Origin of the sequence: Variovorax restrictus (assembly GCF_051216715.1) — a bacterium.
Taxonomy (GTDB): Bacteria; Pseudomonadota; Gammaproteobacteria; order Burkholderiales; family Burkholderiaceae_C; genus Variovorax.
On record NZ_JBPJZH010000001.1, the window covers coordinates 761,222 to 785,622 of the forward strand.

At 67.8% G+C, this 24,401-nt stretch carries 28 protein-coding genes; 13 read left to right on the forward strand and 15 right to left on the reverse strand.

The window, feature by feature from the left end; all coding sequences use genetic code 11:
* Nucleotides 1-75 precede the first annotated feature (75 nt).
* From htpG to ACSFA0_RS03570, 3 genes are all read left to right on the forward strand, one after another.
* The gene (htpG, locus tag ACSFA0_RS03560) at nt 76-2,070 is read left to right on the forward strand and encodes a molecular chaperone HtpG (protein WP_435448862.1); all 1,995 of its coding nucleotides are present in this window, start codon (nt 76-78) and stop codon (nt 2,068-2,070) included.
* A gap of 55 nt (nt 2,071-2,125) precedes the next feature.
* Nucleotides 2,126-2,515, forward strand: coding sequence for a hypothetical protein (locus ACSFA0_RS03565; protein ID WP_435448863.1), 390 nt, complete (start codon nt 2,126-2,128; stop codon nt 2,513-2,515).
* Between the two features lie 68 nt (nt 2,516-2,583).
* Complete coding sequence (locus ACSFA0_RS03570) at nt 2,584-2,799, forward strand: 4-oxalocrotonate tautomerase (protein ID WP_286646878.1); 216 nt, start codon at nt 2,584-2,586, stop codon at nt 2,797-2,799.
* A gap of 54 nt (nt 2,800-2,853) precedes the next feature.
* Here ACSFA0_RS03570 and ACSFA0_RS03575 read toward each other — a convergent pair whose 3' ends face one another.
* Together ACSFA0_RS03575 and ACSFA0_RS03580 are read right to left on the reverse strand one after the other, a co-directional pair.
* Nucleotides 2,854-3,672 (reverse strand): IclR family transcriptional regulator, encoded by an 819-nt coding sequence (locus ACSFA0_RS03575; protein ID WP_435448864.1) that lies wholly within the window; start codon nt 3,670-3,672, stop codon nt 2,854-2,856.
* Nucleotides 3,653-4,288, reverse strand: a complete 636-nt coding sequence (locus ACSFA0_RS03580) for a flavin reductase family protein (RefSeq protein ID WP_435448865.1) — start codon at nt 4,286-4,288, stop codon at nt 3,653-3,655. The genes ACSFA0_RS03575 and ACSFA0_RS03580 overlap by 20 nt, the downstream gene beginning before the upstream one ends.
* Before the next feature lie 198 nt (nt 4,289-4,486).
* On the opposite strand from ACSFA0_RS03580, the gene ACSFA0_RS03585 reads away from it, so the two are divergent.
* From ACSFA0_RS03585 to hpaH, 5 genes are read left to right on the forward strand one after another with little or no spacing between them, the layout of a single operon-like run.
* Nucleotides 4,487-5,464, forward strand: a complete 978-nt coding sequence (locus ACSFA0_RS03585) for a Bug family tripartite tricarboxylate transporter substrate binding protein (protein WP_435448866.1) — start codon at nt 4,487-4,489, stop codon at nt 5,462-5,464.
* Nucleotides 5,461-5,883 carry a RidA family protein gene (locus ACSFA0_RS03590; RefSeq protein ID WP_435448867.1) on the forward strand — a complete coding sequence of 141 codons (423 nt, stop codon included), beginning with the start codon at nt 5,461-5,463 and terminating at the stop codon, nt 5,881-5,883. Before ACSFA0_RS03585 ends, ACSFA0_RS03590 begins: the two co-directional genes overlap by 4 nt.
* 24 nt (nt 5,884-5,907) lie before the next feature.
* Nucleotides 5,908-6,795, forward strand: a complete 888-nt coding sequence (locus tag ACSFA0_RS03595; RefSeq protein WP_435448868.1) for an amidohydrolase family protein — start codon at nt 5,908-5,910, stop codon at nt 6,793-6,795.
* A complete protein-coding gene (locus tag ACSFA0_RS03600) occupies nt 6,792-7,679 on the forward strand; it encodes a fumarylacetoacetate hydrolase family protein (RefSeq protein WP_435448869.1) in 888 nt (295 codons plus the stop codon). Before ACSFA0_RS03595 ends, ACSFA0_RS03600 begins: the two co-directional genes overlap by 4 nt.
* Nucleotides 7,676-8,488 carry a 2-oxo-hept-4-ene-1,7-dioate hydratase gene (gene hpaH, locus ACSFA0_RS03605; protein ID WP_435448870.1) on the forward strand — a complete coding sequence of 271 codons (813 nt, stop codon included), beginning with the start codon at nt 7,676-7,678 and terminating at the stop codon, nt 8,486-8,488. Before ACSFA0_RS03600 ends, hpaH begins: the two co-directional genes overlap by 4 nt.
* A gap of 15 nt (nt 8,489-8,503) precedes the next feature.
* Here hpaH and ACSFA0_RS03610 read toward each other — a convergent pair whose 3' ends face one another.
* The 4 genes from ACSFA0_RS03610 to ACSFA0_RS03625 all read right to left on the reverse strand — a co-directional run bounded on the left by ACSFA0_RS03610 (nt 8,504) and on the right by ACSFA0_RS03625 (nt 11,471).
* Nucleotides 8,504-9,538 carry a serine/threonine protein kinase gene (locus ACSFA0_RS03610; RefSeq protein WP_435448871.1) on the reverse strand — a complete coding sequence of 345 codons (1,035 nt, stop codon included), beginning with the start codon at nt 9,536-9,538 and terminating at the stop codon, nt 8,504-8,506.
* A gap of 103 nt (nt 9,539-9,641) precedes the next feature.
* Nucleotides 9,642-10,067, reverse strand: coding sequence for an organic hydroperoxide resistance protein (locus ACSFA0_RS03615; protein WP_435448872.1), 426 nt, complete (start codon nt 10,065-10,067; stop codon nt 9,642-9,644).
* Nucleotides 10,068-10,125: 58 nt separating this feature from the next.
* Nucleotides 10,126-10,575, reverse strand: coding sequence for a MarR family winged helix-turn-helix transcriptional regulator (locus ACSFA0_RS03620; protein ID WP_435448873.1), 450 nt, complete (start codon nt 10,573-10,575; stop codon nt 10,126-10,128).
* A gap of 80 nt (nt 10,576-10,655) precedes the next feature.
* Entirely contained in the window at nt 10,656-11,471 is an 816-nt protein-coding gene (locus ACSFA0_RS03625; RefSeq protein WP_435448874.1) for a crotonase/enoyl-CoA hydratase family protein, read from the reverse strand.
* 137 nt (nt 11,472-11,608) lie between these two features.
* On the opposite strand from ACSFA0_RS03625, the gene ACSFA0_RS03630 reads away from it, so the two are divergent.
* Complete coding sequence (locus tag ACSFA0_RS03630) at nt 11,609-12,250, forward strand: hypothetical protein (RefSeq protein ID WP_435448875.1); 642 nt, start codon at nt 11,609-11,611, stop codon at nt 12,248-12,250.
* A 7-nt stretch (nt 12,251-12,257) separates the two neighbouring features.
* Here the strand turns inward: ACSFA0_RS03630 and ACSFA0_RS03635 are convergent, their stop codons facing one another.
* Nucleotides 12,258-13,106: a 3-hydroxybutyryl-CoA dehydrogenase gene (locus tag ACSFA0_RS03635; protein ID WP_435448876.1), complete on the reverse strand. Its 849-nt coding sequence runs from the start codon at nt 13,104-13,106 to the stop codon at nt 12,258-12,260.
* Nucleotides 13,107-13,165: 59 nt separating this feature from the next.
* Between ACSFA0_RS03635 and purT the strand changes: the two genes are divergently transcribed.
* On the forward strand, nt 13,166-14,392 hold the full coding sequence (gene purT / locus ACSFA0_RS03640; protein ID WP_435448877.1) for a formate-dependent phosphoribosylglycinamide formyltransferase: 1,227 nt from the start codon (nt 13,166-13,168) through the stop codon (nt 14,390-14,392).
* A 145-nt stretch (nt 14,393-14,537) separates the two neighbouring features.
* Here the strand turns inward: purT and ACSFA0_RS03645 are convergent, their stop codons facing one another.
* The 3 genes from ACSFA0_RS03645 to ACSFA0_RS03655 form a co-directional block, all read right to left on the reverse strand.
* Entirely contained in the window at nt 14,538-16,049 is a 1,512-nt protein-coding gene (locus tag ACSFA0_RS03645) for a tripartite tricarboxylate transporter permease (protein WP_435448878.1), read from the reverse strand.
* Nucleotides 16,050-16,062: 13 nt separating this feature from the next.
* Nucleotides 16,063-16,551, reverse strand: a complete 489-nt coding sequence (locus ACSFA0_RS03650) for a tripartite tricarboxylate transporter TctB family protein (protein WP_435448879.1) — start codon at nt 16,549-16,551, stop codon at nt 16,063-16,065.
* Between the two features lie 187 nt (nt 16,552-16,738).
* Entirely contained in the window at nt 16,739-17,161 is a 423-nt protein-coding gene (locus tag ACSFA0_RS03655) for an RNA recognition motif domain-containing protein (RefSeq protein ID WP_435448880.1), read from the reverse strand.
* Between the two features lie 307 nt (nt 17,162-17,468).
* Between ACSFA0_RS03655 and ACSFA0_RS03660 the strand changes: the two genes are divergently transcribed.
* On the forward strand, nt 17,469-18,728 hold the full coding sequence (locus ACSFA0_RS03660; RefSeq protein ID WP_435448881.1) for a DEAD/DEAH box helicase: 1,260 nt from the start codon (nt 17,469-17,471) through the stop codon (nt 18,726-18,728).
* Nucleotides 18,729-18,731: 3 nt separating this feature from the next.
* Here the strand turns inward: ACSFA0_RS03660 and ACSFA0_RS03665 are convergent, their stop codons facing one another.
* Genes ACSFA0_RS03665 through ACSFA0_RS03680 form a run of 4 tightly spaced genes read right to left on the reverse strand, consistent with a single transcriptional unit; the run spans nt 18,732 to nt 22,019 of the window.
* On the reverse strand, nt 18,732-19,493 hold the full coding sequence (locus ACSFA0_RS03665) for an ABC transporter permease (RefSeq protein WP_435450884.1): 762 nt from the start codon (nt 19,491-19,493) through the stop codon (nt 18,732-18,734).
* A 46-nt stretch (nt 19,494-19,539) separates the two neighbouring features.
* The gene (locus ACSFA0_RS03670) at nt 19,540-20,481 is read right to left on the reverse strand and encodes an ATP-binding cassette domain-containing protein (RefSeq protein ID WP_435448882.1); all 942 of its coding nucleotides are present in this window, start codon (nt 20,479-20,481) and stop codon (nt 19,540-19,542) included.
* 36 nt (nt 20,482-20,517) lie between these two features.
* Complete coding sequence (locus ACSFA0_RS03675) at nt 20,518-20,862, reverse strand: antibiotic biosynthesis monooxygenase family protein (protein ID WP_435448883.1); 345 nt, start codon at nt 20,860-20,862, stop codon at nt 20,518-20,520.
* The gene (locus tag ACSFA0_RS03680; protein ID WP_435448884.1) at nt 20,859-22,019 is read right to left on the reverse strand and encodes a cytochrome P450; all 1,161 of its coding nucleotides are present in this window, start codon (nt 22,017-22,019) and stop codon (nt 20,859-20,861) included. Before ACSFA0_RS03680 ends, ACSFA0_RS03675 begins: the two co-directional genes overlap by 4 nt.
* A 52-nt stretch (nt 22,020-22,071) precedes the next feature.
* Here ACSFA0_RS03680 and ACSFA0_RS03685 point away from each other — a divergent pair, with 52 nt between their 5' ends.
* Entirely contained in the window at nt 22,072-22,803 is a 732-nt protein-coding gene (locus ACSFA0_RS03685) for an ArsR/SmtB family transcription factor (RefSeq protein ID WP_435448885.1), read from the forward strand.
* Between the two features lie 91 nt (nt 22,804-22,894).
* The gene (locus ACSFA0_RS03690) at nt 22,895-24,160 is read left to right on the forward strand and encodes a D-amino acid dehydrogenase (RefSeq protein WP_435448886.1); all 1,266 of its coding nucleotides are present in this window, start codon (nt 22,895-22,897) and stop codon (nt 24,158-24,160) included.
* Here ACSFA0_RS03690 and ACSFA0_RS03695 read toward each other — a convergent pair.
* A complete protein-coding gene (locus tag ACSFA0_RS03695) occupies nt 24,151-24,393 on the reverse strand; it encodes a DUF3820 family protein (protein WP_435448887.1) in 243 nt (80 codons plus the stop codon). The two genes, ACSFA0_RS03690 and ACSFA0_RS03695, sit on opposite strands and share 10 nt — an antisense overlap.
* Nucleotides 24,394-24,401 lie beyond the last annotated feature (8 nt).

Sequence of the window (24,401 nt, forward strand, 5' to 3'; positions counted from 1 at the left end):
TTGAAAATGGCAGTCCCGGCCTCACCTCGCGTTGGGGCCGTGTGCCTTCCGCTTCTTTTTCGATTCCAGAGAACCATGACTGCAACGACCAAACTCCCATTCCAGGCCGAAGTGGCCCAGCTGCTGCACCTCGTCACGCACTCGCTCTACTCGAACAAGGAAATCTTCCTGCGGGAACTGATTTCCAACGCCTCCGATGCCTGCGACAAGCTGCGCTTCGAGGGCATCGACAACCCCGCGCTGTACGAAGACGCGCCGAACCTCGAAGTGCGCGTGTCCTTCGACAAGGCCGCCCGCACGCTCACCATCGCCGACAACGGCATCGGCCTGACCAAGCAGGAGGCCATCGACAACCTGGGCACCATCGCCAAGAGCGGCACCAAGGACTTCATGAGCAAGCTCACGAGCGACCAGAAGGCCAAGTCTTCCGAGCTCGGGCAGCTCATCGGCCAGTTCGGCGTCGGCTTCTATTCGGGCTTCATCGTGGCCGACCGCATCACGGTCGAATCGCGCCGTGCCGGCGTGCCGGCCGAGCAGGGCGTGCGCTGGGCCAGCGGTGGCGCGGGCGACTTCGAGGTCGACGACATCGAGCGCGCGCAGCGCGGCACCAGCGTCACGCTGCACCTGCGCGACGATGCCGAGGAATACCTCAACGCCTGGAAGCTCAAGCAGGTCATCGGCAAATACTCCGACCACATCTCGCTGCCGATCCTCATGGAGAAGGAGGAGTGGAAGGAAGGCGAGAACGACCAGCCCGGCGAGATGGTCAAGACCGGCGAATGGGAACCGGTGAACAAGGCCAGCGCGCTGTGGACGCGGGCCAAGAAGGACATCACGGGCGAGCAGTACGCCGAGTTCTACAAGACCATCAGCCACGACTACGAAGACCCGCTTGCCTGGAGCCATAACCGGGTCGAGGGCAGCACCGAGTACACGCAGCTGCTCTACATCCCGTCGAAGGCGCCGATGGACCTGTGGAACCGCGACAAGACCGCGGGCGTGAAGCTCTACGTCAAGCGCGTCTTCATCATGGACGACGCCGAGGCCCTGATGCCCGGCTACCTGCGTTTCGTGAAGGGCGTGATCGACTCGGCCGACCTGCCGCTCAACGTGAGCCGCGAGCTGCTGCAGGAAAGCCGCGACGTGAAGGCGATCCGCGAGGGCAGCACCAAGCGCGTGCTGTCGATGCTGGAAGATCTGGCCAAGAAGCAGAAGGGCGCGAGCGACGCGGCGCCCACGCCCGAGGCGGGCGACGTCACCGACGTGGTCGACAAGAAGGACGCGGCGGTCGAGCCTGCAGACACCGAAGACGCGGGCAAGTACGCCAAGTTCTACGCTGAGTTCGGCGCCGTGCTCAAGGAAGGCCTGGGCGAGGACTTCGGCAACCGCGAGCGCATCGCCAAACTGCTGCGCTTCGCCTCGACCACCACCGACGCCGTCAGCGTGGGCTTCGCCGACTACAAGGCGCGCATGAAGGAAGGCCAGGAGGCCATCTACTACATCACCGCCGACTCGCTGGCCGCCGCCAAGAACAGCCCGCAGCTGGAGCTCTTCAAGAAGAAGGGCATCGAGGTGCTGCTGATGACCGACCGCGTCGACGAATGGGCGCTGAACTACCTGCAGGATTTCGATGGCACGCCGTTGCAGAGCGTCGCCAAGGGCGCGGTCGACCTGGGCACGCTGCAGGACGAGGCCGAGAAGAAGGCCGCCGAAGAGGCTGCCGAGACCTTCAAGCCGGTGCTCGAGCGGCTCAAGGAAGCCCTCAAGGACAAGGCCCAGGATGTGCGCGTGACCACGCGCCTGGTCGACTCGCCCGCCTGTCTGGTGGTGCAGGACGGCGGCATGAGCACGCAGCTCGCCCGCATGCTCAAGCAGGCCGGCCAGCCGGCACCGGACCTCAAACCCGTGCTCGAGGTCAATGCCGAGCACCCGCTGGTGAAAAAGCTGGAGGGTTCGGCACATTTCGAGGACCTGGCGAACATCCTGTTCGACCAGGCCTTGCTGGCCGAAGGCGGCCTGCCGGAAGATCCGGCCGCCTACGTGCGGCGCGTCAACGCGCTGCTGGTCTGAACGAAGCGGCCGGTCGGCCACTTCGATGGCACATCACCAGGGAGCGACCGACACCATGACAAAGAACCACCGCCTTTCCACGTCCCTCGCCGCCGCTTCGCGTGGCGGCGTTCTCCTTGCCGTGCTGGCCTTGGCGGGCTGCGCGTCCGGCGGCACCGGCGTCGGCGTGGGCATCGGCATTCCGCTGTTTCCGGGGCTGTCGCTCGGGCTGGGCGTCGGCTCGGGCGGCCCGAGCCTGGGGCTGGGCACTGGCTGGGGCCCGGTCGGCGCAGGCGTTGGGGTGAACACCCGCGGGCAGGTCTATGGCGGTGCGGGCGTGGGCGCCAGCACGGGCGTAGGCGGCGGCGCCTCGGTGGGCGTGGGGGTCGGGCAGAGCGTGCTGCTGCACGACCCGAACGCACCGCCGACTGCCGTGGAGCCGCCTCCGGCGCCGGTTCTGCCCTGAGCGGTCTGCAGTGCGTGCGGGGCGTGCGCGCTTCGCGCATAGTCACGGTTTTCATTCCAGGAGAACCCATGCCTCTCATCCGCGTCGAGCTGTTCGAAGGCCGCACTGTCGAGCAGAAGCGCGCGCTGGCTGCCGCGTTGACCGAAGCCACCATGAAGACGCTCGGAAGTCCTGCCGATGCGGTCGACGTGATGTTCTTCGATGTGCCCAAGCACGATTGGGCGACGGCCGGCGTGCTGGCCAGCGACCGGGCGGCCACGCCGCCTGCCGACCCGAAGCCCTGATCTTTTTCCGACATGCGTCCATCCTGTGGACGTTTGCAGGGTCTTCCCTCTGTCTCAGCCGCCGTGGCGGCTGCCCTTGCGCCGTGCGAGCTCGGCGGCCTGGGCGCCGATCAGCGCTGCGCGTTCCTTCATGTGCGCGACCACGCTCGGCACACGCTCGTCGGGCAGGCGCTCGGTGATGGTGGCGATGGCCAGGCCCGCGACGGTGCGGCCGTCGGCCACGCAGACCGGCACCGCCACGGCGCGCGAGCCCGGCACCACGCCGACCGGGGCGTACGCATAGCCCTGAACGCGGGTCTGTACGGCGCGTTCCAGCAGTTCGGCCGGGTCGACGTGCAGTGCCTGCAGCCGGCGCGCATTGCGCCGCACCACCTCGTCGGCTTCCTCGGTCGGCAACGCGGCGAGCAGCACCAAGCCGCTCACGCCCACGCCGAGCGGTCGCCGTGCACCGACCTCGATCGACAGCACCTTGACCGGAAAGCTGCCGGGCCGGCGGTCGATGCACACCGAGTCCGCGCCGTTGCGGATGGTGAGGAAGGCCGTGTCGCCGAGGATCTCGCTGAGGTGGCGCAGGTGCGGCTCAGCAATTGCGCGGATCGGGAAACGCGTCGAGCGTGCGAGCCCGAGCAGCGAGACCTCGCCGCCGATCAGGTAGCGGCGCGTGGCCGGGTCCTGCTCGACCGCGCCTTCTTCCACCAGCACGCGCAGGATGCGGTGCACCGTCGGGCGGTTCAGGCCGGTGTGGCTCACCACGTCGGTCAGGCGCACGCCGCGCTCCTGGCCGGTGGCGAGCACGCGCAGCACCGCGAGCGCGCGGCGCACGCTCTGGGCGCCCGCGGTGGCGGCCGTGTCCTTATCTGCCGCTGCCGCCATCCATCACCGTCTTGGCCGTCTGCCGCATGCCGCGCAGCGTGACGATCTCGCCCAGCGTCGCGTAGTTCGGTCCGCCGATGCGGCAGACCGGGTTGAGGGCGAGCGTGTCGACCTTGCCGTCGTGCAGCAGGCCGTCGCGCAGGTGAAAGGCCGTGACCTCGCCGACGATGAACTCGGCGCCGGTCTGGCCGAAGGCAATCACGCGCTCGAGCTTGCACTCCATGCTGACCGGCGCGTCGGCCAGGCGCGGCACGCGCACCGTCTGGCAAGGCAGGGTGCCCAGGCCCAGCAGTTCGGTCTCGCTCACGTCGGGTGCGTGCTCGGCGCTGCTCTCGTGGATGGCGACCATCTGCGAGGCGTCGCCGATGTTCACCACGAACTCTCCCATCGCATGGATGTTGGCGCCGGTGTCCTTGCGCTTGCCGGCCTTGCGGCCGATGTTCACGCCCAGCATCGGCGGCTTGTTCGACACGAAGGTGAAGCAGGAGAAGGGCGCGAGGTTCACCACGCCGTCTTCGGAGACGGTGGTGATCCAGGCGATGGGGCGCGGCACGACGATGCCGCTCATCAGGCGGTAGGTGGCTTCGGGCGACAGGTCGCCGGCGTCGAGAAACATGGCAGGGCCTTCCGTGGTGGCTGAGCCTCGATTGTCGGGAGCGCTCCGGCACGCGGGCGATGCACTTTGTCGAAACGTCCATGATACGGAACAGTCTGGACATATTGCATTGCAGCATCGGGCGGCCCATTCTTAAAGTGAACAGGTCGCCGATGAAACCGCAGCCACTTGCGGTGCCGGCGCAAGAGCAGGAGACCTATGATCAAGAAGACCCTCGGCACCCTCGCCGTCGCCGCCTGTGCGGCCCTCGCCGTTCTGCCCGCCACCGCGCAGGGCAACTGGCCCGACAAACCCGTGAAGCTCGTGCTGCCCTACCCGCCGGGCGGCAATGTCGACGGGGCGGCCCGCATCATCAGCGAGCAGTTGCAGACCGTCTTCAAGCAGCCTTTCCTGGTCGACAACCGCCCCGGCGCCGGCGGCATGATCGCTGGCGAGTTCGTCGCCAAGGCCGCACCGGATGGCTACACCTTCTTCATGGGGGCGAACGGTCCGATCCTGTTCTCGCCGACCATCTTCAAGCGCAACGCCTACGAATGGAAGAAGGACTTCGCGCCCGTCAGCTCGGTGTCGTTCACGCCGCTGGTGCTGCAGGTGAACGCCGGCACGCCGTACAAGACGATCGGTGAGTTCATCGCCGCCGCCAAGAAGCCCGGCAGCGCCTTGACGATGGCGTCGCCCGGCGCCGGCACGACCAATCACCTGGTGAGCGAGTACCTGCAGAAGGAGAGCGGCGCCAAGTGGCTGACCGTTCACTACAAGGGCAATGCACCGGCGACCACTGATTTGCTGGGCGGGCAGGTGCAGTTCAACTTCGACCAGCTCTCGGTGGCGCAACCGTTCATCCAGCAGGGCCGCACGCGCGCGCTCGCCGTGACATCGGCCAAACGCGTGCCGTCGATGCCCGACGTGCCCACCTTGCAGGAGTCCGGGTTCAAAGGCTTCGAAGCGGAGACCTTCACCGGCATCCTGGCGCCCACCGGCACGCCACCGGACGTCCTGCAGCGTTTCTCCGAAGCCCTGCAGAAGATCCTGGCCGACAAGGCCGTGCAGGCCAAGTTCGAGACGCTGGGTGCCGAGGCCCGCGGCAGCTCGCCCAAGCAGTTCACCCAGTTCCTCGCGAAGGAAGACGCACGGTGGATGCCGGTCATCAAGCAATCCAACATCTCCGCCGAATGAGCATCGTCACGCCACCCCTGGGGCGCGCGGCGCCGGCCGCCCGCACCAGCGTCTATGTCGAAGGCTTCAGCCACAAGAACCCGATCCCGGCGGGTTGCCGCATCGGCCCGCTGCTCGAGAGCGGCAGCATCCAGGGCAACGACCCGGCCACCGGCAAGCCGGCCGAGACCATCGAGGCGCAGTGCCGCTTCATGCTCGACAACGTGCGTCGCATCGTCGAAGCCGCCGGCGGGGGCACGCAGGACATCGTGAAGCTCACCGTCTGGATGAAGGACCGCAGCCAGCGCCCCGCGCTCAACGTGCCCTGGCTCGAGATGTTCCCCGACGCCGCCTCGCGGCCGGCGCGCCACGCGATCATCGCGCCCGAACTCGACATGGGGAAGCTGATCGAGTGCAGCTTCACCGCCTGGATCGCCTGATCCACCACCGACGCCCCACGACCCATGCCCGACTACCTTCCCTTCGATCCGAATCCGCGTGCACCGAACCCGTTGCCGCCACCCTTGTCCTGCGATAGCCAGTTCCACGTCTTCGGTCCGCGCGAGCAGTACCCGGTGCGGCCCAACGCCGCCTACGAGATGCCGAGCGCCACCTGGCAGGTCGCGCAGACGCTGCACGCCGCGCTCGGCATCGAGCGCGGGGTGATCGTCCAGGCCACGACCTACGGCGCTGACCATACGGTGGTGCTCGATGCGCTCGAGGGCCTCAATGCTGGCGGCCCGCGCCACTACATGGCCTGTGCCAACGCGGCGGTGCTGACCGAGCGCGACGACGCCTACCTGCAGAAGCTGCACGACGCCGGCGTGCGTGGCGCGCGCTTCACGCGCGGCGGCCTCGGCATCAGTCTGACCGCGGCCGAGCAGGAACGCGCCTTCGCGCGCGTCAAGGAACTGGGCTGGTACGTCAAGGTGCAGCCCGAGCCCAACGGCATCGCCGAGCAGTTGGCGACCTTCGAGTCGCTCGACGTGCCGGTGCTGCTCGACCACATGGGCCGGGCCGACCCTGCGCGCGGCGACGCCGACCCGAGCCTGGTGCGCATCCTCGAACTGTTCCAGCGCGGCAACTTCTGGGTGATGCTGTCGCTGTCCGAAAAGATCTCGAAGGCGGGCGCGCCCTGGGACGACGTGGTGCCGCTGGCGCAGCGCCTGATCGACGCCGCGCCCGACCGCTGCGTGTGGGGCAGCGACTGGCCGCACCCGGTGTCGGTCAAGCAGCCGCCCAACGAGGGCGCGCTGATGGAACTGCTCTACCGCTTCGCCCCCGACGCCGCCACGCGGCAGAAGATCCTCGTCGACAACCCCGCCCACTTCTTCGGATTCGAGACCGCATGAAACTCATCAGCTACCTCCACGGCGGGGCCTCGCACTGGGGCTGTGTTATCGACAACGGAAACGGCGACGGTGTCGTCGACCTCGGCCGCCGCCTGCCGGCTTTCGCGTCGGTCGCTGCGCTGCTCGAAGGCGGCGACGCCGCGCTGGCGCAGGCCCGCGCAGCCGCCGAAGGTGCAACGCCGGACCACGCGCTGGCCGAGGTGCGCGTCGAGACGCCCATCGCGCGGCCGCGCCGCATCTTCTGCATTGGCGTGAACTACGCGCACCGCAACGCCGAGTACAAGGACGGCAGCGACCTGCCCAAGTACCCGAGCATCTTCATGCGCGTGGCCGAGTCCTTCGTGGGCCATGGCGAAGCGCTGCTGCAGCCGCTCGAATCCAAGCAACTCGACTACGAAGGCGAGATCGCCATCGTCATCGGCCGTCGCGCGCGCCGCGTCAAGGGCGACGACGCGCTGGCCTGCATCGCCGGCCTCACCTGCATGAACGAAGGCACCATCCGCGACTGGGTGCACCACGCCAAGTTCAACGTCACGCAAGGCAAGAACTGGAATGCCTCCGGCGCCATCGGCCCGTGGATCGTCACCGCCGACGAGTTCCCGAACGGCTACGGCGCGCTGCGTGTGCAGACCCGCGTGAACGGCGAACCGCGGCAGGACGACACCACCGCGAACCTGATGTTCGACTTCGGCTACCTCGTCGGCTACCTCTCGACCTTCACCACGCTGGAGCCGGGCGACATCATCGCCACGGGCACACCGATCGGCGCAGGCATCCGCTTCGATCCGCCGAAGTTCCTGCAGCCGGGCGATGTGGTCGAGGTCGAGGTGAGCGGCGTGGGTGTGCTGCGCAATGTCGTGAAAGCAGAAGAGGTGGCCGCATGAGTCTCGACCAGAACACCCTGGCCAAAGCCGCCGAGCGGCTCGAAGAGGCCGAGCGCACGCGCGTCGCCTGCCGGCAGTTCTCGCTCGATTACCCCGACATGACGATCGACGACGCCTACGCGATCCAGCACGCCTGGATGCAGCTCAAGCTGCGCAACGGTCGCACGGTGAAGGGCCACAAGATCGGCCTCACGTCGAAGGCCATGCAGCGCGCGGTGAACATCGCCGAGCCCGACTACGGCACGCTGCTCGACGACATGTTCTACCGCGACGGCGCGGTGATCCCCTCGGAGCGCTTCCTGCAACTGAAGATCGAGGCCGAGCTGGCCTTCGTGCTGGCCCGGCCGCTGTCTGGCCCCGACTGCACGCTGTTCGACGTGCTCGACGCCACTGCGTATGTCACGCCCGCGCTGGAGATCCTCGATGCGCGCATCCAGCGCGTCGACCCCGAGACGAAGCGCACCCGCAACGTGTTCGACACCATCTCCGACAACGCGGCCAACGCCGCGCTGGTGCTGGGCGGCCGGCCCTTCAAGCCGGCGGTGATCGACGCCGACATGCGGCGCATCGGCGCCATCGTGAGCCGCAACGGCGAAGTCGAGGAGACGGGGCTGGCAGCCGGCGTGCTCAACCACCCGGGCTACGGCGTGGCGTGGCTGGCCAACCGGCTGCATCGCTTCGGCGTCACGCTGCAGCCGGGGCAGGTGATCCTCGCGGGCTCGTTCATCCGGCCGATCGAGGTCGCCAAGGGCGACACCATCGTGGCCGACTACGGCGAGTTCGGCACCGTGTCCTGCCACTTCGGTTGAACGCCGTGTTATGCCCTAGGCGTACAGCGGTTCTTCATCCATCGACTCGCACTGGTCCTGCAGCATCTGGATCTGGCCCTTCCAGTAGTCGCTGGTGCCGAACCACGGGAAGTTGATCGGGAAGATCGGGTCTTCCCAGCGGCGCGCCAGCCAGGCGCTGTAGTGGATGAGGCGCAGCGTGCGCAGCGGCTCGATCAGCGCGAGCTCGCGGCGGTCGAAGGACCGGAACTGCTCGTAGCCGTCGAGCAGGCCGCTGAGCTGGCCGGTGCGCTGGGCACGGTCGCCCGACAGCAGCATCCACAGGTCCTGCACCGCGTAGCCGGTGCGCGCGTCGTCTAGATCGACGAAGTGCGGGCCGCCGTCGGGCCGGTCGGTCGGCGTCCACAGGATGTTGCCGGGGTGCACGTCGCCGTGCAGGCGCAGCTTGCGCAGCGTCGCGTCGGTGGACGTGGGCGACAGCGCCGTGGCGGCGATGCGGTCGAGTGCCTCGTTGCAGGCCTTCTCCCATTCGCGCTGCACGTCGAGCGGAATCTTCTCGTTGCCCAGCAGCCAGTCGCGCGAGGCGATGCCGAAAGTCTGCAGGTCGAGCGCCGGCCGTGCCGCGAAGGGCCGCGCCGCGCCGATGGTGTGGATGCGCGCGAGGAAGCGGCCGACCCATTCGAGCACCTCGAAGTCGTCGAGCTCCGGCGAGCGCCCGCCGCGGTAGGGGCTCACGCTGAAGGCGAAACCGTCGTGATGGTGCAGCGTGGCGCCATGCACCTCGATCGGCGGCACGGCCGGCACGTCGGCAGCGGCGAGCTCGGTCGAGAAGGCGTGCTCCTCCAGGATTTCGGCGGTGCTCCAGCGCTCGGGCCGGTAGAACTTGACGACCACCGACGGGTACGCCGCGGGCTGGTCGAGGAAGACCTGGTAGACCCGGTTCTCGTAGGAGTTAAGGGCGGTGAGTCGGCCGTCGCCATGCAGGTCGAGCGTGGCCAGCGCGTCGAGCACCACGTCGGGCGTGAGGCTCTCGTAGGGATGGGTGTTCGCCGGCGCGCTGGTAGGTGTCATGGCGCGATTGTCGGCCGGTACCAAACCGCATCGTGCAACGGGCGCCATGAGAAAAGGGCGGCGCAGCCGCAAGGCCGCGTCGCCCTTCATCGGACGGGATCGATCAGGCGATCGTGATCTCGACGTCGATGTTGCCGCGGGTCGCGTTCGAGTACGGGCAGACCTGGTGGGCCGTGTCGACCAGCTTCTGCTTCTGCTCGGCGTCGAGGCCGGGCAGGGTGATGGCCAGCTGCACGCTGATGCCGTAGGCGGTGCCGCCGTTGGTCGGGCCGAGCGAGACCTTGGAGTCGATCGCGACGTCGTCCGGCACCTTCACGCCGACCTTCGGGCCGACGGCCTTCATCGCGCCGATGAAGCAGGCGGCGTAGCCGACCGCGAACAGCTGCTCGGGGTTGGTGCCCGGCTTGCCCGAACCGGGCGAGCTCAGTTGCACGTCGATGGCGCCGTCGCTGCTCTTGCCAGCGCCGTCGCGGCCACCGGTGGTGTGGGCTTCGGCGGTGTAGAGAACCTTGTCGAGTTTCGTGGTCATGGTCGTTCCTTTGGAGTGGAGGGAAAAGAAATGCCTTGGGAAAGGCGGGGGGAGATCGTCAGGCGGCCCGCACGCGGTCGCGCAAGGTCTGCAACTGGTGCGTGAGGCCGGCGAGTTCGTCGAAGGAGCACTGGCTCGCGGCGAGCAGGCAGGCCGGCACATCAGCGGCACGCGCCTTGAGCTTGCGGCCGGCCGATGTCAGGGTGATGTGCACGCGGCGCTCGTCCGCCACGTCGCGCAGCCGTGCGACCAGGCCGTTCGCCTCCAGCCGCTTGAGCAGCGGCGTCAGCGTGCCGGAGTCGAGCGACAGGCGTTCGCCGAGTTCCGACACCGTCGGGCCATCGGTTTCCCACAGCGCCAGCATCACGAGGTACTGGGGGTAGGTGAGCGAGAGCTTTTCGAGCAGCGGCTTGTAGAGCCGCGTCATCGCGAGGGAGGCGGAATACACGGCGAAGCACAGCTGGTTGTCCAGCTTGAGCAGTTCGTCGGGGGTGGGTGCGGAGCGCATGGGCTGAATGATAGCGAGCAATTGAATTGCGTGCAATTCAATCATCGTCGATCACCCTGCTCGGCTCAGGGTCGGGCGGCTCAGTGGCCGGTGAAGCGGGCGGGCCGCCGCTCGACGAAGGCGCGCACGCCCTCGGCCGCATCGTCGCTGCGGGCGAGGCGCTGCTGCGTCTCGATGAACTCGGCCATCGCGGCCAGTGGCCCATGTTCGACCGCGCGCAGCGTGTTGAGCCGCGTCGCGACGACGGCCAGCGGCGCCTGCGCGGCGATGCGCTGCGCGATGGCCAGGGCCGCGTCGAGCTCTTCACCGGCGCGCACCACCTTCTGCACGTAATGCAGCCGCAGCGCCTCGGCACTGCCGAACTCGTCCGCGGTCAGCAGGTGCAGCATCGCGTTGCCGAGCCCGGCGCGCTCGGCCATGCGCAGCGTGGCGCCGCCGGTGGCCATGATCCCGCGCTGCACTTCGAGCTGCGAGAAGCGGCAGTCGTCGGCCGCGACCACGATGTCGGCCGCCAGCATCAGCTCGATGCCGACGGTGAAGCAGATGCCCTTGACGGCCACCACCATCGGCTTGGTGCGTCGCCGATAGCCCGGCGTGCCCAGGTCGTTGGGCTCTACCAGCCCTTGTGGGTAGGCCTTCTCGCCGCGCTTCATCAGCTCGCTGAACGACGGCAGGTCGAGCCCCGCGGTGAAGTGGTCGCCCATCGCATGCAGCACGCCCACGCGCAGGGTCGGGTCGTCGTCGAGCCGCGTGTAGGCCTCGGCCAGTTCGCGGAACATGCGCGGCGTCCAGCCGTTGCGCTTGGCGGGGCGGTTGATGCCGATCAGCAGCACATGGTCGAGCACCTGCGTGTCGATGCAGCCTTCGGGTGGCGAGACGGGGGTTTGGATGGTCATGGTGTTCGCTCTCCTGCCGCAAACCATAGTGCATCCGGGGCGCCGAGCCGGTCGCCGAAAGGACGGAAGCCTGCGGGACAATCCGCACCGACGCGCCGGACGGCGTGCGTCATCACTTTCGGGGAGGGACTGAGACAGTGAGAATCTCGACGATCAAAGCGCGACGTGCAGCCTCAAATCGAGTCACGATCTGCAAGAACGTGTTTCGGCAGCTGCTCGTCTGGTTGACGTTGGCCTGCTTCACGCCTGCGTTCGCGGGCGGATTGTCGGCATGGACTGAAACCGTACCCGGCGGCTACGAACTCAGCCATTCTGGCGGCGAAGAGCGCGTCGCGGTGCTTCAGGGTTCGAGCAACTTGCTCTTGACGCGCTTCTACCTCTACCGCGGCGCCCTGGTCGCGGAATACGACCCGTCGACCGCATCGGGACCGAGGTCGAAAACGATCCCGGCGGAAGACAAGCGCCACTACATCGTCCGCGGGGGCGACATCCAGACCTTCTCTGACGAAGACGCGTTCCAGCAGGCCATCGCGTCGCAGCGGCTATCGCCGTTCTGGCCACGATGGCACGACCATGAATTCGGCCTTCGCGGCTGGACCATGATCATTGCTTTCATGCTGCCATTGCCCTTCGTGCTTCCGGCACTGTGGCTGCTCTGTTTGATCAGCCTGTTCACGCGCTGGCGCTGGCAGCCGCGCTTTCGCAAGGGTTTCGTCGTGCTCTATCCGTGCTTGCTGGGCGGCATTCTGTTGCTCACGACGTTCCCTCAAAGCTTTTGAGCGGAGCTCAGTAAGCGTAGACGCCGCGCTTCGTCTTGCGGCCCAGTTGGCCTGCAGCGACCATCTCCTTGAGCAGCGGGCAGGGCCGGTACTTCGAGTCGCCGTATTCCTCGAGGTACACGTCCATCACCGCCAGGCACACGTCCAGGCCGATCATGTCGGCCAGGGCCAGCGGGCCGATCGGCTGGTTGGTGCCGAGCTTCATGCCGGCGTCGATGTCCTCGGCCGTTGCGATGCCTTCGGACAGCACGAAGAAGGCTTCGTTGATCATCGGCACCAGGATGCGGTTGACCACGAAGCCCGGTGCGTTCTTCACGGTGATCGGCGACTTGCCGAGCGTCACCGACAGCGCCTTCACCGCGTCGTGCGTGGCGTCGCTCGTGAGGTAGCCGCGGATGATCTCCACCAGCGCCATCATCGGCACCGGGTTGAAAAAGTGCATGCCGATGAAGCGGTCGGCGCGCGAGGTGGCCGCCGCGAGCTTGGTGATCGAGATCGACGAGGTGTTCGACGCGATGATCACCTCGGGCGCGAGCATCGCGTCGACCTGCTTGAGGATCTTCAGCTTGAGCTCGTAGTTCTCGGTGGCGGCCTCGATCACCAGCTGCGCGCCCTTCAGGTCCTCGTAGTTCGTCGAGCCATGGATCAGCGCCAGCGCGGCGGTCTTCTGCTCGGCCGTCAGCTTTTCCTTCTTGATCAGCCGGTCGAGGCTGCCGCTGACCGTGGCCAGGCCCTTGTCGACGGCGGCTTGCGCGATGTCGACCATCACGACCTTCACGCCGGCGACCGCGCAGGCCTGCGCGATGCCGTTGCCCATGGTGCCGGCGCCGATGATGCCGACGGTTTGAATAGCCATTTTTTGAGCTCCTTGGAAATTCGTTATTGTGGTTCAGGCGGTGATTTAAAGTCGTCGCCATGACGACCCTTGGCACCCCCCTCTCCCCCTCTGCAACCCGCGTGATGCTCCTGGGCTCCGGCGAACTCGGCAAGGAGGTGTTGATCGCCCTGCAGCGCCTGGGCGTCGAGACCATCGCCGTCGACCGCTACGAGAACGCCCCCGGCCAGCAGGTGGCGCACCACGCGCGCACCATCACGATGAGCGACCCGGCGCAGCTCAAGGCGCTGATCGAGGCCGAGAAGCCGCATCTGGTGGTGCCCGAGATCGAGGCCATCGCCACGCCGATGCTGCAGGAACTCGAAAGCGCCGGCGTCGTGCGCGTGATCCCGACCGCCCGCGCGGCCCGCCTCACGATGGACCGCGAAGGCATCCGCCGCCTGGCGGCCGAGACGCTGGGTGTGCCGACCAGTCCCTACAAGTTCTGCGATTCGCTCGAAGAGTTGCAAGCCGCGATCGATGCCGGCATCGGCTATCCGTGCATCGTCAAGCCGGTGATGAGCAGCTCCGGCAAGGGGCAGAGCAAGATCGACGGCCCGCAAGACGTTGCGAAGGCCTGGGAGTTTGCGATGGAGGGCGGCCGCGTGCGCCACGGCCGCGTGATCGTCGAAGGCTTCATCGACTTCGACTACGAGATCACGCTGCTGACCGTGCGCGCGCTCGATGCCAAGGCGTCGGTGCAGACCCAGTTCTGCGAACCCATCGGCCATGTGCAGGTCAGCGGCGACTACGTCGAGAGCTGGCAGCCGCATCCGATGTCGCCGGTGGCGCTGAAGAAGGCGCAGCAGATCGCCAAGGCGGTGACCGACGACCTCGGCGCTGGATTGGATGGGCAGCCCTCCGGGCTGGGGCTGTTCGGCGTCGAACTCTTCGTGAAGGGCGAGGAGGTCTGGTTCAGCGAAGTCAGCCCGCGCCCGCACGACACCGGCATGGTGACGATGGCGACGCAGTGGCAGAACGAATTCGAGCTGCACGCCCGCGCCATCCTCGGCCTGCCGGTCGACACCACGCTCAAGAGCGCGGGTGCGAGCGCCGTGATCTACGGCGGCGTCGACGCGACCGGCATCGTCTTCGACGGCGTGGCCGATGCTCTGCAGGTGCACGGCGTCGACATCCGCCTCTTCGGCAAGCCCGAGAGCTTCGTCAAGCGCCGCATGGGCGTGGCGCTGGCGCATGCGGCCGACATCGACACCGCGCGTGCGAACGCCAAGGAAGTCGCATCGCGCGTGAAGCCCCGCAAGGCGTAAGCGCCACGCCCAAAAGCAGAAAGCCGCCCAAGGGCGGCTTTCTTGTTCGTGAGACACCGCGGAACCGGCTTTGCCGGGCCGCTGGTGTCGCCCCCGGAAGGGGGAGGGCGCTGCTACACGAAGTGGGCAAGCCTCGGGGGAGAGCCTATTCCTCTACAAACGCTTCCTCGCGTTTTGCCTTGATCGACGGCAGCAGCACGATGCCCAGCAGCAGCACGGCGGCCACCAGCAGTCCGGCCGACAGCGGCCGCGTGACGAACACGCTCCAGGTGCCGCGCGATAGCAGCAGCGCACGGCGCAGGTTCTCTTCCATCATCGGCCCGAGGATGAAGCCCAGCAGCAACGGAGCAGGCTCGGTTTTGAGCTTGAGGAAGACGTAGCCGATCACGCCGAAGATCGCGACCATCCACACGTCGAAGGTGTTGTTGTTGGTCGAGTACACGCCGACCGCACAGAACAGCACGATCGCCGGGAACAGGAACTTGTAGGGCACCGTCAAGAGCTTGATCCACATGCCGATCAGCGGCAGGTTCAGGATCACCAGCATCGCGTTGCCGATCCACATTGAGGCGATCAGGCCCCAGAAGAGTTCCGGGTTGCTGGTCATCACCTGCGGGCCAGGCTGGATGTTGTGGATGGTCATCGCACCCACCATCAGTGCCATCACGGCGTTGGGCGGAATGCCCAGTGTCAGCAGCGGGATGAACGAGGTCTGCGCACCGGCGTTGTTGGCCGATTCGGGCGACGCCACGCCGCGGATGTTGCCCTTGCCGAAGGGCACTTCGCCGGGGCTCATCTTGATCTTCTTCTCGAGCGCGTAGGCTGCGAAGGCGGCCAGCAGCGCGCCGCCACCCGGCAGGATGCCCAGGGCCGAACCCAGCGCGGTGCCGCGCAGCACGGCCGGGGCCATGCGCTTGAAGTCGTCCTTGGTGGGGAACAGGCCCTTCACGTTGGCGGTGAACACCTCGCGCTCGTCGTCGGGCTGCGAGAGGTTGCCGATGATTTCGCCGTAGCCGAACACGCCCATGGCGATCACCACGAAGCCGATGCCGTCGGTCAGTTCGGGGATGTCGAAGCTGAAGCGCGCGACGCCCGAGTTCACGTCAGTACCGACGATGCCCAGCAGCAGGCCCAGCACGATCATCGCGACCGCCTTGAGCAGCGAGCCCGAGGCCAGCACCACCGCGCCGATCAGGCCCAGCGTCATGAGCGAGAAATACTCGGCGGGGCCGAACTTGAAGGCCAGTTCGGTCAGCGGCGGCGCGAAGGCGGCCAGGATCAGCGTGCCGACGCAGCCGGCGAAGAAGGAGCCCAGGCCGGCCGCCGCGAGCGCTGGGCCCGCCCGGCCTTGCCGCGCCATCTGGTAGCCGTCGATGCAGGTGACGACCGACGACGATTCGCCCGGCAGGTTCACCAGGATGGCGGTGGTCGAGCCGCCGTATTGCGCGCCGTAGTAGATGCCGGCCAGCATGATGAGTGCGGACACGGGTGGCAGCGCGTAGGTGGCGGGCAACAGCATCGCGATGGTCGCGACCGGGCCGATGCCGGGGAGCACGCCGATCAGCGTGCCCAGGATGCAACCGACCAGGCAGTACACCAAGTTGGTGAAGGTGAAGGCGACGCCGAAGCCGATCGACAGGTTGTGAAACAGTTCCATGGTGTGGGTCTCCTCAGCCCGAAATGAAAGTGGGCCAGACCTGGATCTGCAACTTGAGCGCCCAGATGAAGGCGATGTAGCTGCCCACGGCGAGGATGGTGGCCAGCACCAGCACGTCGCGCAGTTTGAAGTGCTCGCCCGCCAGGCTCGCGATGATGGTGAGCGCGTAGATTGCGATGATCAGCCCCATGGCCGGCAGGCCGATGCTCGGCAGGCCACCCAGCAGCACGCCGAAGGCGACGTTGGCGGCAATCACGAAGAACAGCGGCTTCCAGGCCCACTTGCCGATCTTTCCGCCATCGGGCGTTTCGACGACCAGTGCCTGGAAGATGATCAACAGGCCCAGCACGGCCAGCAGGATGCCCAGCATGAGCGGGAAGTACCCCGGCCCCATGCGGGCGCCATCCCCGATGTTGTAAGTGGTGGCGCCCACCGCGAAGGTGGCGCCCACCGCGGTGAACATGACTCCTGAAAAGAAGTCAGCCTGACTCTTGATTCCCATTGTTCTCGACCCCGTGAATTGGAGGGGTGAGGGTCGTCGGGTGCGCCTGACCGTCGGCTGACGCGAGGGCTAAGCAGTAACGCGTAGCGCCTCGTACGGGTATCCGAGGGGTTGCTGAAAATGTAGGCAGACCAGAACGCAAAAAAGGCTCCCGAAGGAGCCTTTTTCATGTGAGGTGCGAGAGGGCTTAGTAGCCGCCGCGGCCACCGCCGCCACCGCCGCCGTAACCACCGCCGCCGCCACCGCCGCTACGGCCACCGCCGCCGCCGCCGTAACCGCCGCCGCCACCACCACCGCCGTAACCACCACCACCGCCGCCGCCGCTACGGCCACCGCCGAAGCCGCCGCCAGCAGGACGGGGTTCCATCGGACGGGCTTCGTTCACGGTGAGTGCACGGCCGTCGAGGGAGTGGCCGTTCAAGCCTTCGATGGCAGCCAGCGCTTCAGCGTCGGTGCCCATTTCGACGAAGCCGAAGCCCTTCGAGCGGCCGGTTTCGCGTTCCATCATGACCTTGGCGCTGGTCACAGCACCGAACTCGCCGAAGGCTTGTTCCAGATCGTTGTCGCGGATGGAGTAGGACAGATTGCCTACGTACAGTTTTTTGCCCATGGAGGGACTCCTAATTCAAACCAAAATAACAAAGCGATGGAGTCCCAGAATCACAACTGACTGAATGAGCGCTGTGGCGCGAAACTGACCTATCACCGTTCACGTTGTCGACGGTAGTCCGTCGGGAAACGCTTATCTATTGTCGTCCACTCCAGCACTTTTAGGGGAAAAGCTTTCGTTACACGCGAATAAAGCGCGAAATGCGTGACGGGAGACCTCGGTGGCAAGGCCGCTGGCTATCCTTGCCGGCCCCGGCAACGCGCCTTGGACCTCTTTTTTTCGACTTTTCCTCCGATCGTTCCGCCGCATGCCATTCACCGCTCTGGGCCTCATTTCTCCTCTGGCGCAAGCCGCCGCCGGACGAGGTTATGCCGTGCCCACACCCGTCCAGCGAGAAGCGATTCCGGCGGTGCTGGCCGGCCGCGACGTGCTGGCGTCGGCCCAGACCGGTTCTGGCAAGACGGCGGCCTATGTCCTTCCTTTGCTGCAGGGATTGTTGGATCGGCGCCACGCAAAAACGCGCGATCCGCGCGCATTGGTGCTCGTCCCTACCCGTGAACTGGCCCAGCAGGTGGGCGAGACCCTGCATGAACTCGCCAGGAGCCTTCCCGAAACGCTGCGCATCGCGGTGATATTCGGAGGGGTCTCGATCAATCCTCAGCTGATGGGCCTGCGCGGCGGCGCCGATGTGGTGGTCGCCACGCCGGGCCGACTGCTCGATGTGGTCGCCCACAACGCGCTGCGGCTGGGCAGCGTCACCACGCTGGTGCTGGACGAGGCCGACCGGCTGCTGGACCTGGGCTTTGCCGAAGAACTGGGACGCATCCTCGAGCAACTGACGGCACAGCGTCAGACGCTGCTGTTCTCGGCGACCTTTCCCCCGGCGATCGCGGCCCTGGCGACGTCGGCGCTGCGCGACCCGCTGCGCATCGACGTGCCGGCCGAGCCCGAGACGGCGCCCGACATCGCCCAGCGCGCCATCGAGGTCGACCCCTCGCGCCGCACGCAACTGCTCGCGAAGCTGGTCAAGGACGAGGGCTGGCCGCGCGTGCTGGTCTTCGTCGCCACCAAGCATGCGGCTGAGATCGTCGCCGACAAGCTGCGCAAGACCGGGCTGGAGGCCGAACCCTTCCACGGCGTGCTGAGCCAGGGCAAGCGCAGCCAGGTGCTGGCCGACTTCAAGGCCTCGCGCGTGCAGGTGGTGGTCGCCACCGACCTGGCGGCGCGCGGTATCGACGTGGTGCAACTGCCGGCGGTGGTGAACTACGACCTGCCGCGTTCGGCGGTCGACCATGTGCACCGCATCGGGCGCACGGGCCGGGCGGGTGAAAGCGGCGTGGCGGTCAGCTTCGTCAGCGCCGACACCGAGGCGCACTTCCGCCTCATCGAGAAGCGCCAGGGCGCGACGGTGCCGCGCGAGCAGATCGCCGGCTTCGAGCCCGCGCCGCCGGCCGAACCGTTGCCGGGGGCGGTCGCGCCATCGGGCACGGGCGGCATCAAGGGCAAGCGGCCGAGCAAGAAGGACAAGCTGCGCGCGGCGGCGGCGGCCGCCGGCAAGCCCGCCTGACCATCAGGCCTTGAAGCGGCGCCGCGTGAGCGCCAGGGCGATCCAGAACGCGGCCACCGCATAGGCCGCCAGCACCAGCCCGTGGCGAAGCGGCTCGGTCGGCCACTGGTCCATGAAAAGCGGTCGCACCAGCGCGACCGCATTGGTCAGCGGCAGCCAGGCAGCGATGGCGCGCACGAAGCCCGGCAGCTGATCCAGCGGGAAGAACACGCCCGACAGGAACATCATCGGCGTCATGAACAGCGTGAAGTAGTAGGTGAAGAAGTCGTAGCCCTTGGCGAGCGCATTGAAGATCAGCGCGATCGACGAGAAGGTGATCCCCGAGCCTACCAGCACCGCCCACGCGACGACCAGCTTGGGACTGTGGCTGATGCCCAGCGCCAGCATCACGGCCATGATCGCGGTCACCGTGAAGATTGCTTTGAAGGCCGCCCACAGCATCTCGGCCAGCACCACGTCGTCGAGCCCGACGGGCGCGTTCATGATGCCGTCCCAGGTCTTCTGCACATGCATGCGCGAGAAGGCGGAATACAGCGCCTCGAAGCTGGCCGCGTTCATCGCGCTCATGCAGATCGAGCCGCTCGCCAGGAACAGGATGTAGGGCACCTTCGTGCCGTTCACGTCGACCTGCCCGACCAGCGCGCCCATGCCGTAGCCGAAGGCGACGAGCCAGATCAACGGCTCGGCGATGTTGCCGATGAGGCTGGGAATGGCGAGCTTGCGCCACACCAGCAGGTTGCGCAAGAACACCGGCCACCAGCGCATCGAGAGCACCGGCGGGCGCCAGACCGAGGGCGCGGACCGCGTTGTGTCAGCCGTCTTCACGAATCTGCCTCCCGGTGAGTTTCAGGAACAGGTCTTCCAGGTTCGCCGGCCGATGGAAGGTGCGCAGCCCAGGGCGCTGCGCCAGCGCGTCGAGCAGCCGGCGCGCGTCCTGCGTGTAGAAGAACACCGTCTCGCCGCTGACCTCGATGCGCGCGGCCAGCGCCTTCAGGTCGGCCGCGGTGGCGAGCGCGACTGCGCCCTGGCCGTAGACCTCGACCACGTCGGGCTCGAGGTGCTCGGCGATCAGGTCGCGCGGCCGGCCTTCGGCGATCTTGCGGCCGTGGTCGAGCACCAGCAGCCGCGAGCACAGGCGTTCGGCCTCGTCCATGAAATGGGTGGTTAGCAGGATCGACTTGCCGCGCTGCAGCAGGACCTGCAGCCGTTCCCACATCAGGTGGCGCGCCTGCGGGTCCAGCCCGGTCGTGGGCTCGTCGAGCAGCAGCAGCTTTGGGTCGTTGACCAGCGCGCGCGCCAGCGACAGCCGCCGCTTCATGCCGCCCGACAGCTCGCCCGGCTTGGCGGCCGCCTTGTGCGTGAGCGCCGCGAACTCGAGCAGTTCGGGAATGCGCGGTGCGATATCCGCGCGGCGGAAGCCGAAGTAGCGGCCGTAGACCATCAGGTTCTCGGCGCAGCTGAAATCGGGGTCGAGCGTGTCGAACTGCGTCACGACGCCGAGCTGCGCCTTGATGGCCAGCGCATCGCGCGGCATCTGCAATGCGCCGCCTTCGCCGAAGTAGGTGATCTCGCCGCTGTCCGGCGCCGTGAGGCCCAGGCACATGCGGATCGTCGTCGTCTTGCCGGCGCCGTTCGGGCCGATCACGCCGAGGCATTCGCCGGGCGCGATCTCGAAGGCGAGGTCGTCGACGACGGTGGTGTCGCCGTAGCGCTTGCGCAGTTGATCGACGCGGAAGAGGGGGGCATTGCTCACCGGGCGCATTGTGGGCGAAGTGGCAGACGCCATGCGTCAGCCGTGCGCGCTGCGGCTGTCGGACGGCGCCTCCGCGCGGTCGTCCATGCCGTAGTCGCGCACCACGCTCGCGATGCGCAGCCGGTAGTCGCCGAAGACGTGGCTGCGGCCGGCGCGCTGTGCGCGCCGATGCGCATCGAGCGCGCGCCAGGCGGCGAGCGATGCTTCGTCACGCCAGAAGCTCAGGCTCAGCATCTTGCCCGGCTCGTAGAGACTCTCGAAGCGGTCGATGGAGATGAAGCCGTCCATCTTCAGCAGGTCCTCGCGCAGCGCCGCGGCCATCTGCAGGTAGGTGTCGCGCTGGCCGTCGGCGGGCCACACTTCGAAGATCACGGCCATCATGATGAAGCGCCTGTTCGAAAGAAGGGAATGCGCGCATTCACGGACGCGTGGAAGCCCGCGCTGTCGCGTGCCACCGAGTCGAGGTCGATGCATGCGCCGAGCCAGGACTGCAGGCCAGCGGCCGCGATCGTGAAAGCGGCCGCCTGCCCTGGGCAGGCGTGTGCGCCATGCCCAAAGCCAAGCGTACGCCGGTCCGGTCGTTCAAGGCGAAAGACATCGGGTGACGTGTTCAACGCCGGATCGCGGTTGGCCGCGGCCAGCAGAAGCAGCACGACGTCGCCGACGGCCAGATCCATGCCGTGCACCGTGCAGGGCGCGGCGACGAAGCGGCGTGTGTTCTGGATCGGGGCGTCATGGCGTGCCACTTCGGCGATGAAGTCCGGCATGGCCTCGGGCGTCGCGCGCAGCAGCGCTGCGAGCGGCGGCTCCCGTGTCAGGGCCCGAATGCTCGACCCCAGCAGCCCGGCGGTCCCGTCGCACGCCTGGGCAAACAGGCCGATGATGTTCGCGATCACCGCGTCGACATCGGTCTGCAATGCGTCGCCCAGCGATGCGAGCGGGCTGCCGATCGGCGGATGCGCGGCCATGGCGCGGAAGCGGTCTGCCAGCCGGCCCGCCGCGTGGTGCGCGGCCTGCACCTGTGTCGGCGTGGCCATGGGCGAGACGCAGGCGGCAAAGGCGCGTCCATCTCGCGTGACCTCGTCGCACGATGCCTCCTCGACGCCCAGCGCATGCGCGAGTGCATGCAGCGGCAGCGTGAAAAGCCATGGATCCAGCGGCGTCGGCGGCACCCGGTTCGCCGCATGCCATGCGCTGGCGGGCAGCCGCATCAGCAACGCAGCGCCGACAGAGCGCAGCACCGCCGCCTTGAGTTGCGCATGGCGTGCGCCGTCGTTCATGCGGACCATGCGCGCGAACACCGCGCCGGCGCAGCCGCCCGTCAGCGCATGCGGCACCGGTTCGCCCGGCGGGCGCACCCGCAGCTCCGGATGCGCAAGCAGCGCGGCGACTACGTCGGCCCGGCTGGCGACCCACAGCTTGCCATGCGGGTCGAAGCGAAGCGGCGCGCCCTGGCGCCAGCGCGCGTAGTCCGGGTAGGGGTCCGGCAGGGTCGCCAATGTCAGCGGGTCTGCCGGGGTGTCGATCGGAGGTGTCATGGCGGCGCATGTTAGGCGTGCCGCGCAGGCACATTTCGCCTAGCATCGAAACATGGATGCACCCACCAACCTAGAAAGCGATCACGCCGGCGACCATGCGGACGACCATCTCGCGCGCATCGCGGCCGCCATGGCCGAGCCGGCGCGTGCGCGCATGCTGTGCAGTCTGATGGACGGCCACGCCCGCACGGCAACCGAGCTGGCGGTGGTGGCCGGCGTGGCGGCGTCCACCGCCAGCGCGCACCTGGCGCGCCTGCGCGACCAGCATCTGATCGAGTCGGTAGCGCAGGGCAAACACCGGTACTTCCGCTTGAGCGGCGACGAGGTCGGCACGGCGATCGAGAGCCTGCTGGTGCTGGCCGGTGCGGATCGCAACCGCTTCCGACCCAGCACACCCCACCGTCTGCGTGCCGCGCGCACCTGCTACGACCACATCGCCGGCGCGGCAGGCGTGGCGCTGCACGACCGCCTGCGCCACCAAGGCTGGCTGAAGCCGGCGGGCCAGGCCGACTACGCGCTCACGCCGCGCGGTACCGAGGGCTTTGGCGCGCTCGGCATCGACGTGCCGGCCGCGCTTTCTCTGCGTCGGCGCTTTGCCTGCCCATGCCTCGACTGGAGCGAGCGCCGGCCGCACCTGGGCGGCGCGCTGGGCGCTGCGCTACTGGCCCAGTCGCTGCGGCGAGGCTGGCTGCAGCAAGACCTCGACAGCCGCGCGCTGGTCATCACACCGAAGGCGCTGCGCGACGTGCCCGGCCTCTTCGCGCCGGAACCGGCGGCCCCATGAGCGGGCCCGTTCCTTGCACCTTTGCGCCGGGGCGCCGAGGTGCGCACCGCGACAGCGACAGCGACGACGACAAACCCTTGGAGGAAGTCGAATGAAGGTTCTGGTTCTGGGCAGTGGCGTGATCGGTGTCTGTTCGGCCTACCAGCTGGCGCTGGCCGGCCACGAGGTCACGGTGGTCGACCGCCAGCCCGCCGCGGCGATGGAGACCAGCTACGGCAATGCCGGCGAGGTGTCGCCCGGTTATTCCTCGCCCTGGGCCGGGCCGGGCGTGCCGCTGAAGGCGGTCAAGTGGCTGCTGATGCACCACCGCCCATTGGTCATCCGTCCGCAGTTCGACCTGGCGCTGGTGCGTTGGGGCGCGGCGATGCTGCGCAACTGCACGAGCGCCCGCTACGACCTCAACAAGAGCCGCATGGTGCGGCTGGCCGAGTACAGCCGCGATTGCCTCAAGGCGCTGCGGGCGCAGACCGGCATCCGCTACGACGAGCGAATGCAGGGCACGCTGCAGCTCTTTCGCACGCAGGCGCAGCTCGACGGCACCGCCGCCGACATCGCGGTGCTGCGGCGCGACGGCGTGCCCTTCGAGCTGCTCGACCGCGACGGCTGCATCCGCCACGAGCCCGCGCTGGCGACGGTGCGCGAGAAGTTCGTCGGCGGCCTGCTGCTGCCGGGCGACGAGACCGGCGACTGCTTCAAGTTCACGCAGCGGCTGGCGGCGATGGCCGCCGACCTGGGCGTGCGCTTTCGGTACGGCGTGCAGATACGGCACTTCGACGGCACGCCCGCGTCCATCAACGGGGTCGTGACCGATGCAGGCACGCTCAAGGCCGACGTGTACCTGGTCGCGCTCGGCAGCCATTCGCCGCTGCTGCTGAAGGATGTCGGCATCCGCATTCCGGTGTACCCGGTCAAGGGCTACTCGATCACGGTGCCGATCACCGACGCCTCCGGCGCGCCCGAATCGACCGTCATGGACGAGACGCACAAGGTGGCGGTCACGCGCCTGGGCGATCGCATCCGCGTCGGCGGCACGGCCGAGCTGGCCGGCTACACGCTCAAGCTGCACGAGGCGCGCCGCCAGACGCTGGCCCATGTGGTGGGCGACCTGTTCCCACGCGGCGGCGACCTGTCGCGCGCCGAGTTCTGGTGCGGCCTGCGCCCGATGACGCCGGACGGCACGCCGATCGTCGGCGCCACGCGGCTGCCGAACCTGTTCCTCGCCACCGGTCACGGCACGCTGGGCTGGACGATGGCCGCGGGCACCGGCAGCGTGATCGCCGACGTGATCTCCGGCAAGGCGCCGGCCATCGACATGGACGGGCTGACGCTGGCGCGCTACCCGAACGCCTACCGCTGAAATCGCTGAGTTGTGCCGGCGTTGCCGTTGCGCAAGGGCGCGAGCAGCGGCTTCAGTCCGTTGTGGTCGATCTCGTGCATCAGCTGCAGCAGCCGGCCGATCTCGCCCTTGGGGAAGCCCTCGCGCGCGAACCAGGTCAGGTAGTTGCCGGGCAGGTCGGCGATCAGCGTGCCCTTGTACTTGCCGAAAGGCATTGCCAGGGTGACGAGGCGCTGGAGGTCTTCCGGGTTCATCGCGCCGA

Coding starts and splice junctions, on each gene's coding strand:
- htpG (WP_435448862.1), top strand. CDS start 76: ATGACTGCAACGACCAAACTCCCATTCCAGGCCGAAGTGGCCCAGCTG.
- ACSFA0_RS03565 (WP_435448863.1), top strand. CDS start 2,126: ATGACAAAGAACCACCGCCTTTCCACGTCCCTCGCCGCCGCTTCGCGT.
- ACSFA0_RS03570 (WP_286646878.1), top strand. CDS start 2,584: ATGCCTCTCATCCGCGTCGAGCTGTTCGAAGGCCGCACTGTCGAGCAG.
- ACSFA0_RS03575 (WP_435448864.1), bottom strand. CDS start 3,672: ATGGCGGCAGCGGCAGATAAGGACACGGCCGCCACCGCGGGCGCCCAG.
- ACSFA0_RS03580 (WP_435448865.1), bottom strand. CDS start 4,288: ATGTTTCTCGACGCCGGCGACCTGTCGCCCGAAGCCACCTACCGCCTG.
- ACSFA0_RS03585 (WP_435448866.1), top strand. CDS start 4,487: ATGATCAAGAAGACCCTCGGCACCCTCGCCGTCGCCGCCTGTGCGGCC.
- ACSFA0_RS03590 (WP_435448867.1), top strand. CDS start 5,461: ATGAGCATCGTCACGCCACCCCTGGGGCGCGCGGCGCCGGCCGCCCGC.
- ACSFA0_RS03595 (WP_435448868.1), top strand. CDS start 5,908: ATGCCCGACTACCTTCCCTTCGATCCGAATCCGCGTGCACCGAACCCG.
- ACSFA0_RS03600 (WP_435448869.1), top strand. CDS start 6,792: ATGAAACTCATCAGCTACCTCCACGGCGGGGCCTCGCACTGGGGCTGT.
- hpaH (WP_435448870.1), top strand. CDS start 7,676: ATGAGTCTCGACCAGAACACCCTGGCCAAAGCCGCCGAGCGGCTCGAA.
- ACSFA0_RS03610 (WP_435448871.1), bottom strand. CDS start 9,538: ATGACACCTACCAGCGCGCCGGCGAACACCCATCCCTACGAGAGCCTC.
- ACSFA0_RS03615 (WP_435448872.1), bottom strand. CDS start 10,067: ATGACCACGAAACTCGACAAGGTTCTCTACACCGCCGAAGCCCACACC.
- ACSFA0_RS03620 (WP_435448873.1), bottom strand. CDS start 10,575: ATGCGCTCCGCACCCACCCCCGACGAACTGCTCAAGCTGGACAACCAG.
- ACSFA0_RS03625 (WP_435448874.1), bottom strand. CDS start 11,471: ATGACCATCCAAACCCCCGTCTCGCCACCCGAAGGCTGCATCGACACG.
- ACSFA0_RS03635 (WP_435448876.1), bottom strand. CDS start 13,106: ATGGCTATTCAAACCGTCGGCATCATCGGCGCCGGCACCATGGGCAAC.
- purT (WP_435448877.1), top strand. CDS start 13,166: ATGACGACCCTTGGCACCCCCCTCTCCCCCTCTGCAACCCGCGTGATG.
- ACSFA0_RS03645 (WP_435448878.1), bottom strand. CDS start 16,049: ATGGAACTGTTTCACAACCTGTCGATCGGCTTCGGCGTCGCCTTCACC.
- ACSFA0_RS03650 (WP_435448879.1), bottom strand. CDS start 16,551: ATGGGAATCAAGAGTCAGGCTGACTTCTTTTCAGGAGTCATGTTCACC.
- ACSFA0_RS03655 (WP_435448880.1), bottom strand. CDS start 17,161: ATGGGCAAAAAACTGTACGTAGGCAATCTGTCCTACTCCATCCGCGAC.
- ACSFA0_RS03660 (WP_435448881.1), top strand. CDS start 17,469: ATGCCATTCACCGCTCTGGGCCTCATTTCTCCTCTGGCGCAAGCCGCC.
- ACSFA0_RS03665 (WP_435450884.1), bottom strand. CDS start 19,493: ATGCGCTGGTGGCCGGTGTTCTTGCGCAACCTGCTGGTGTGGCGCAAG.
- ACSFA0_RS03675 (WP_435448883.1), bottom strand. CDS start 20,862: ATGATGGCCGTGATCTTCGAAGTGTGGCCCGCCGACGGCCAGCGCGAC.
- ACSFA0_RS03680 (WP_435448884.1), bottom strand. CDS start 22,019: ATGACACCTCCGATCGACACCCCGGCAGACCCGCTGACATTGGCGACC.
- ACSFA0_RS03685 (WP_435448885.1), top strand. CDS start 22,072: ATGGATGCACCCACCAACCTAGAAAGCGATCACGCCGGCGACCATGCG.
- ACSFA0_RS03690 (WP_435448886.1), top strand. CDS start 22,895: ATGAAGGTTCTGGTTCTGGGCAGTGGCGTGATCGGTGTCTGTTCGGCC.
- ACSFA0_RS03695 (WP_435448887.1), bottom strand. CDS start 24,393: ATGAACCCGGAAGACCTCCAGCGCCTCGTCACCCTGGCAATGCCTTTC.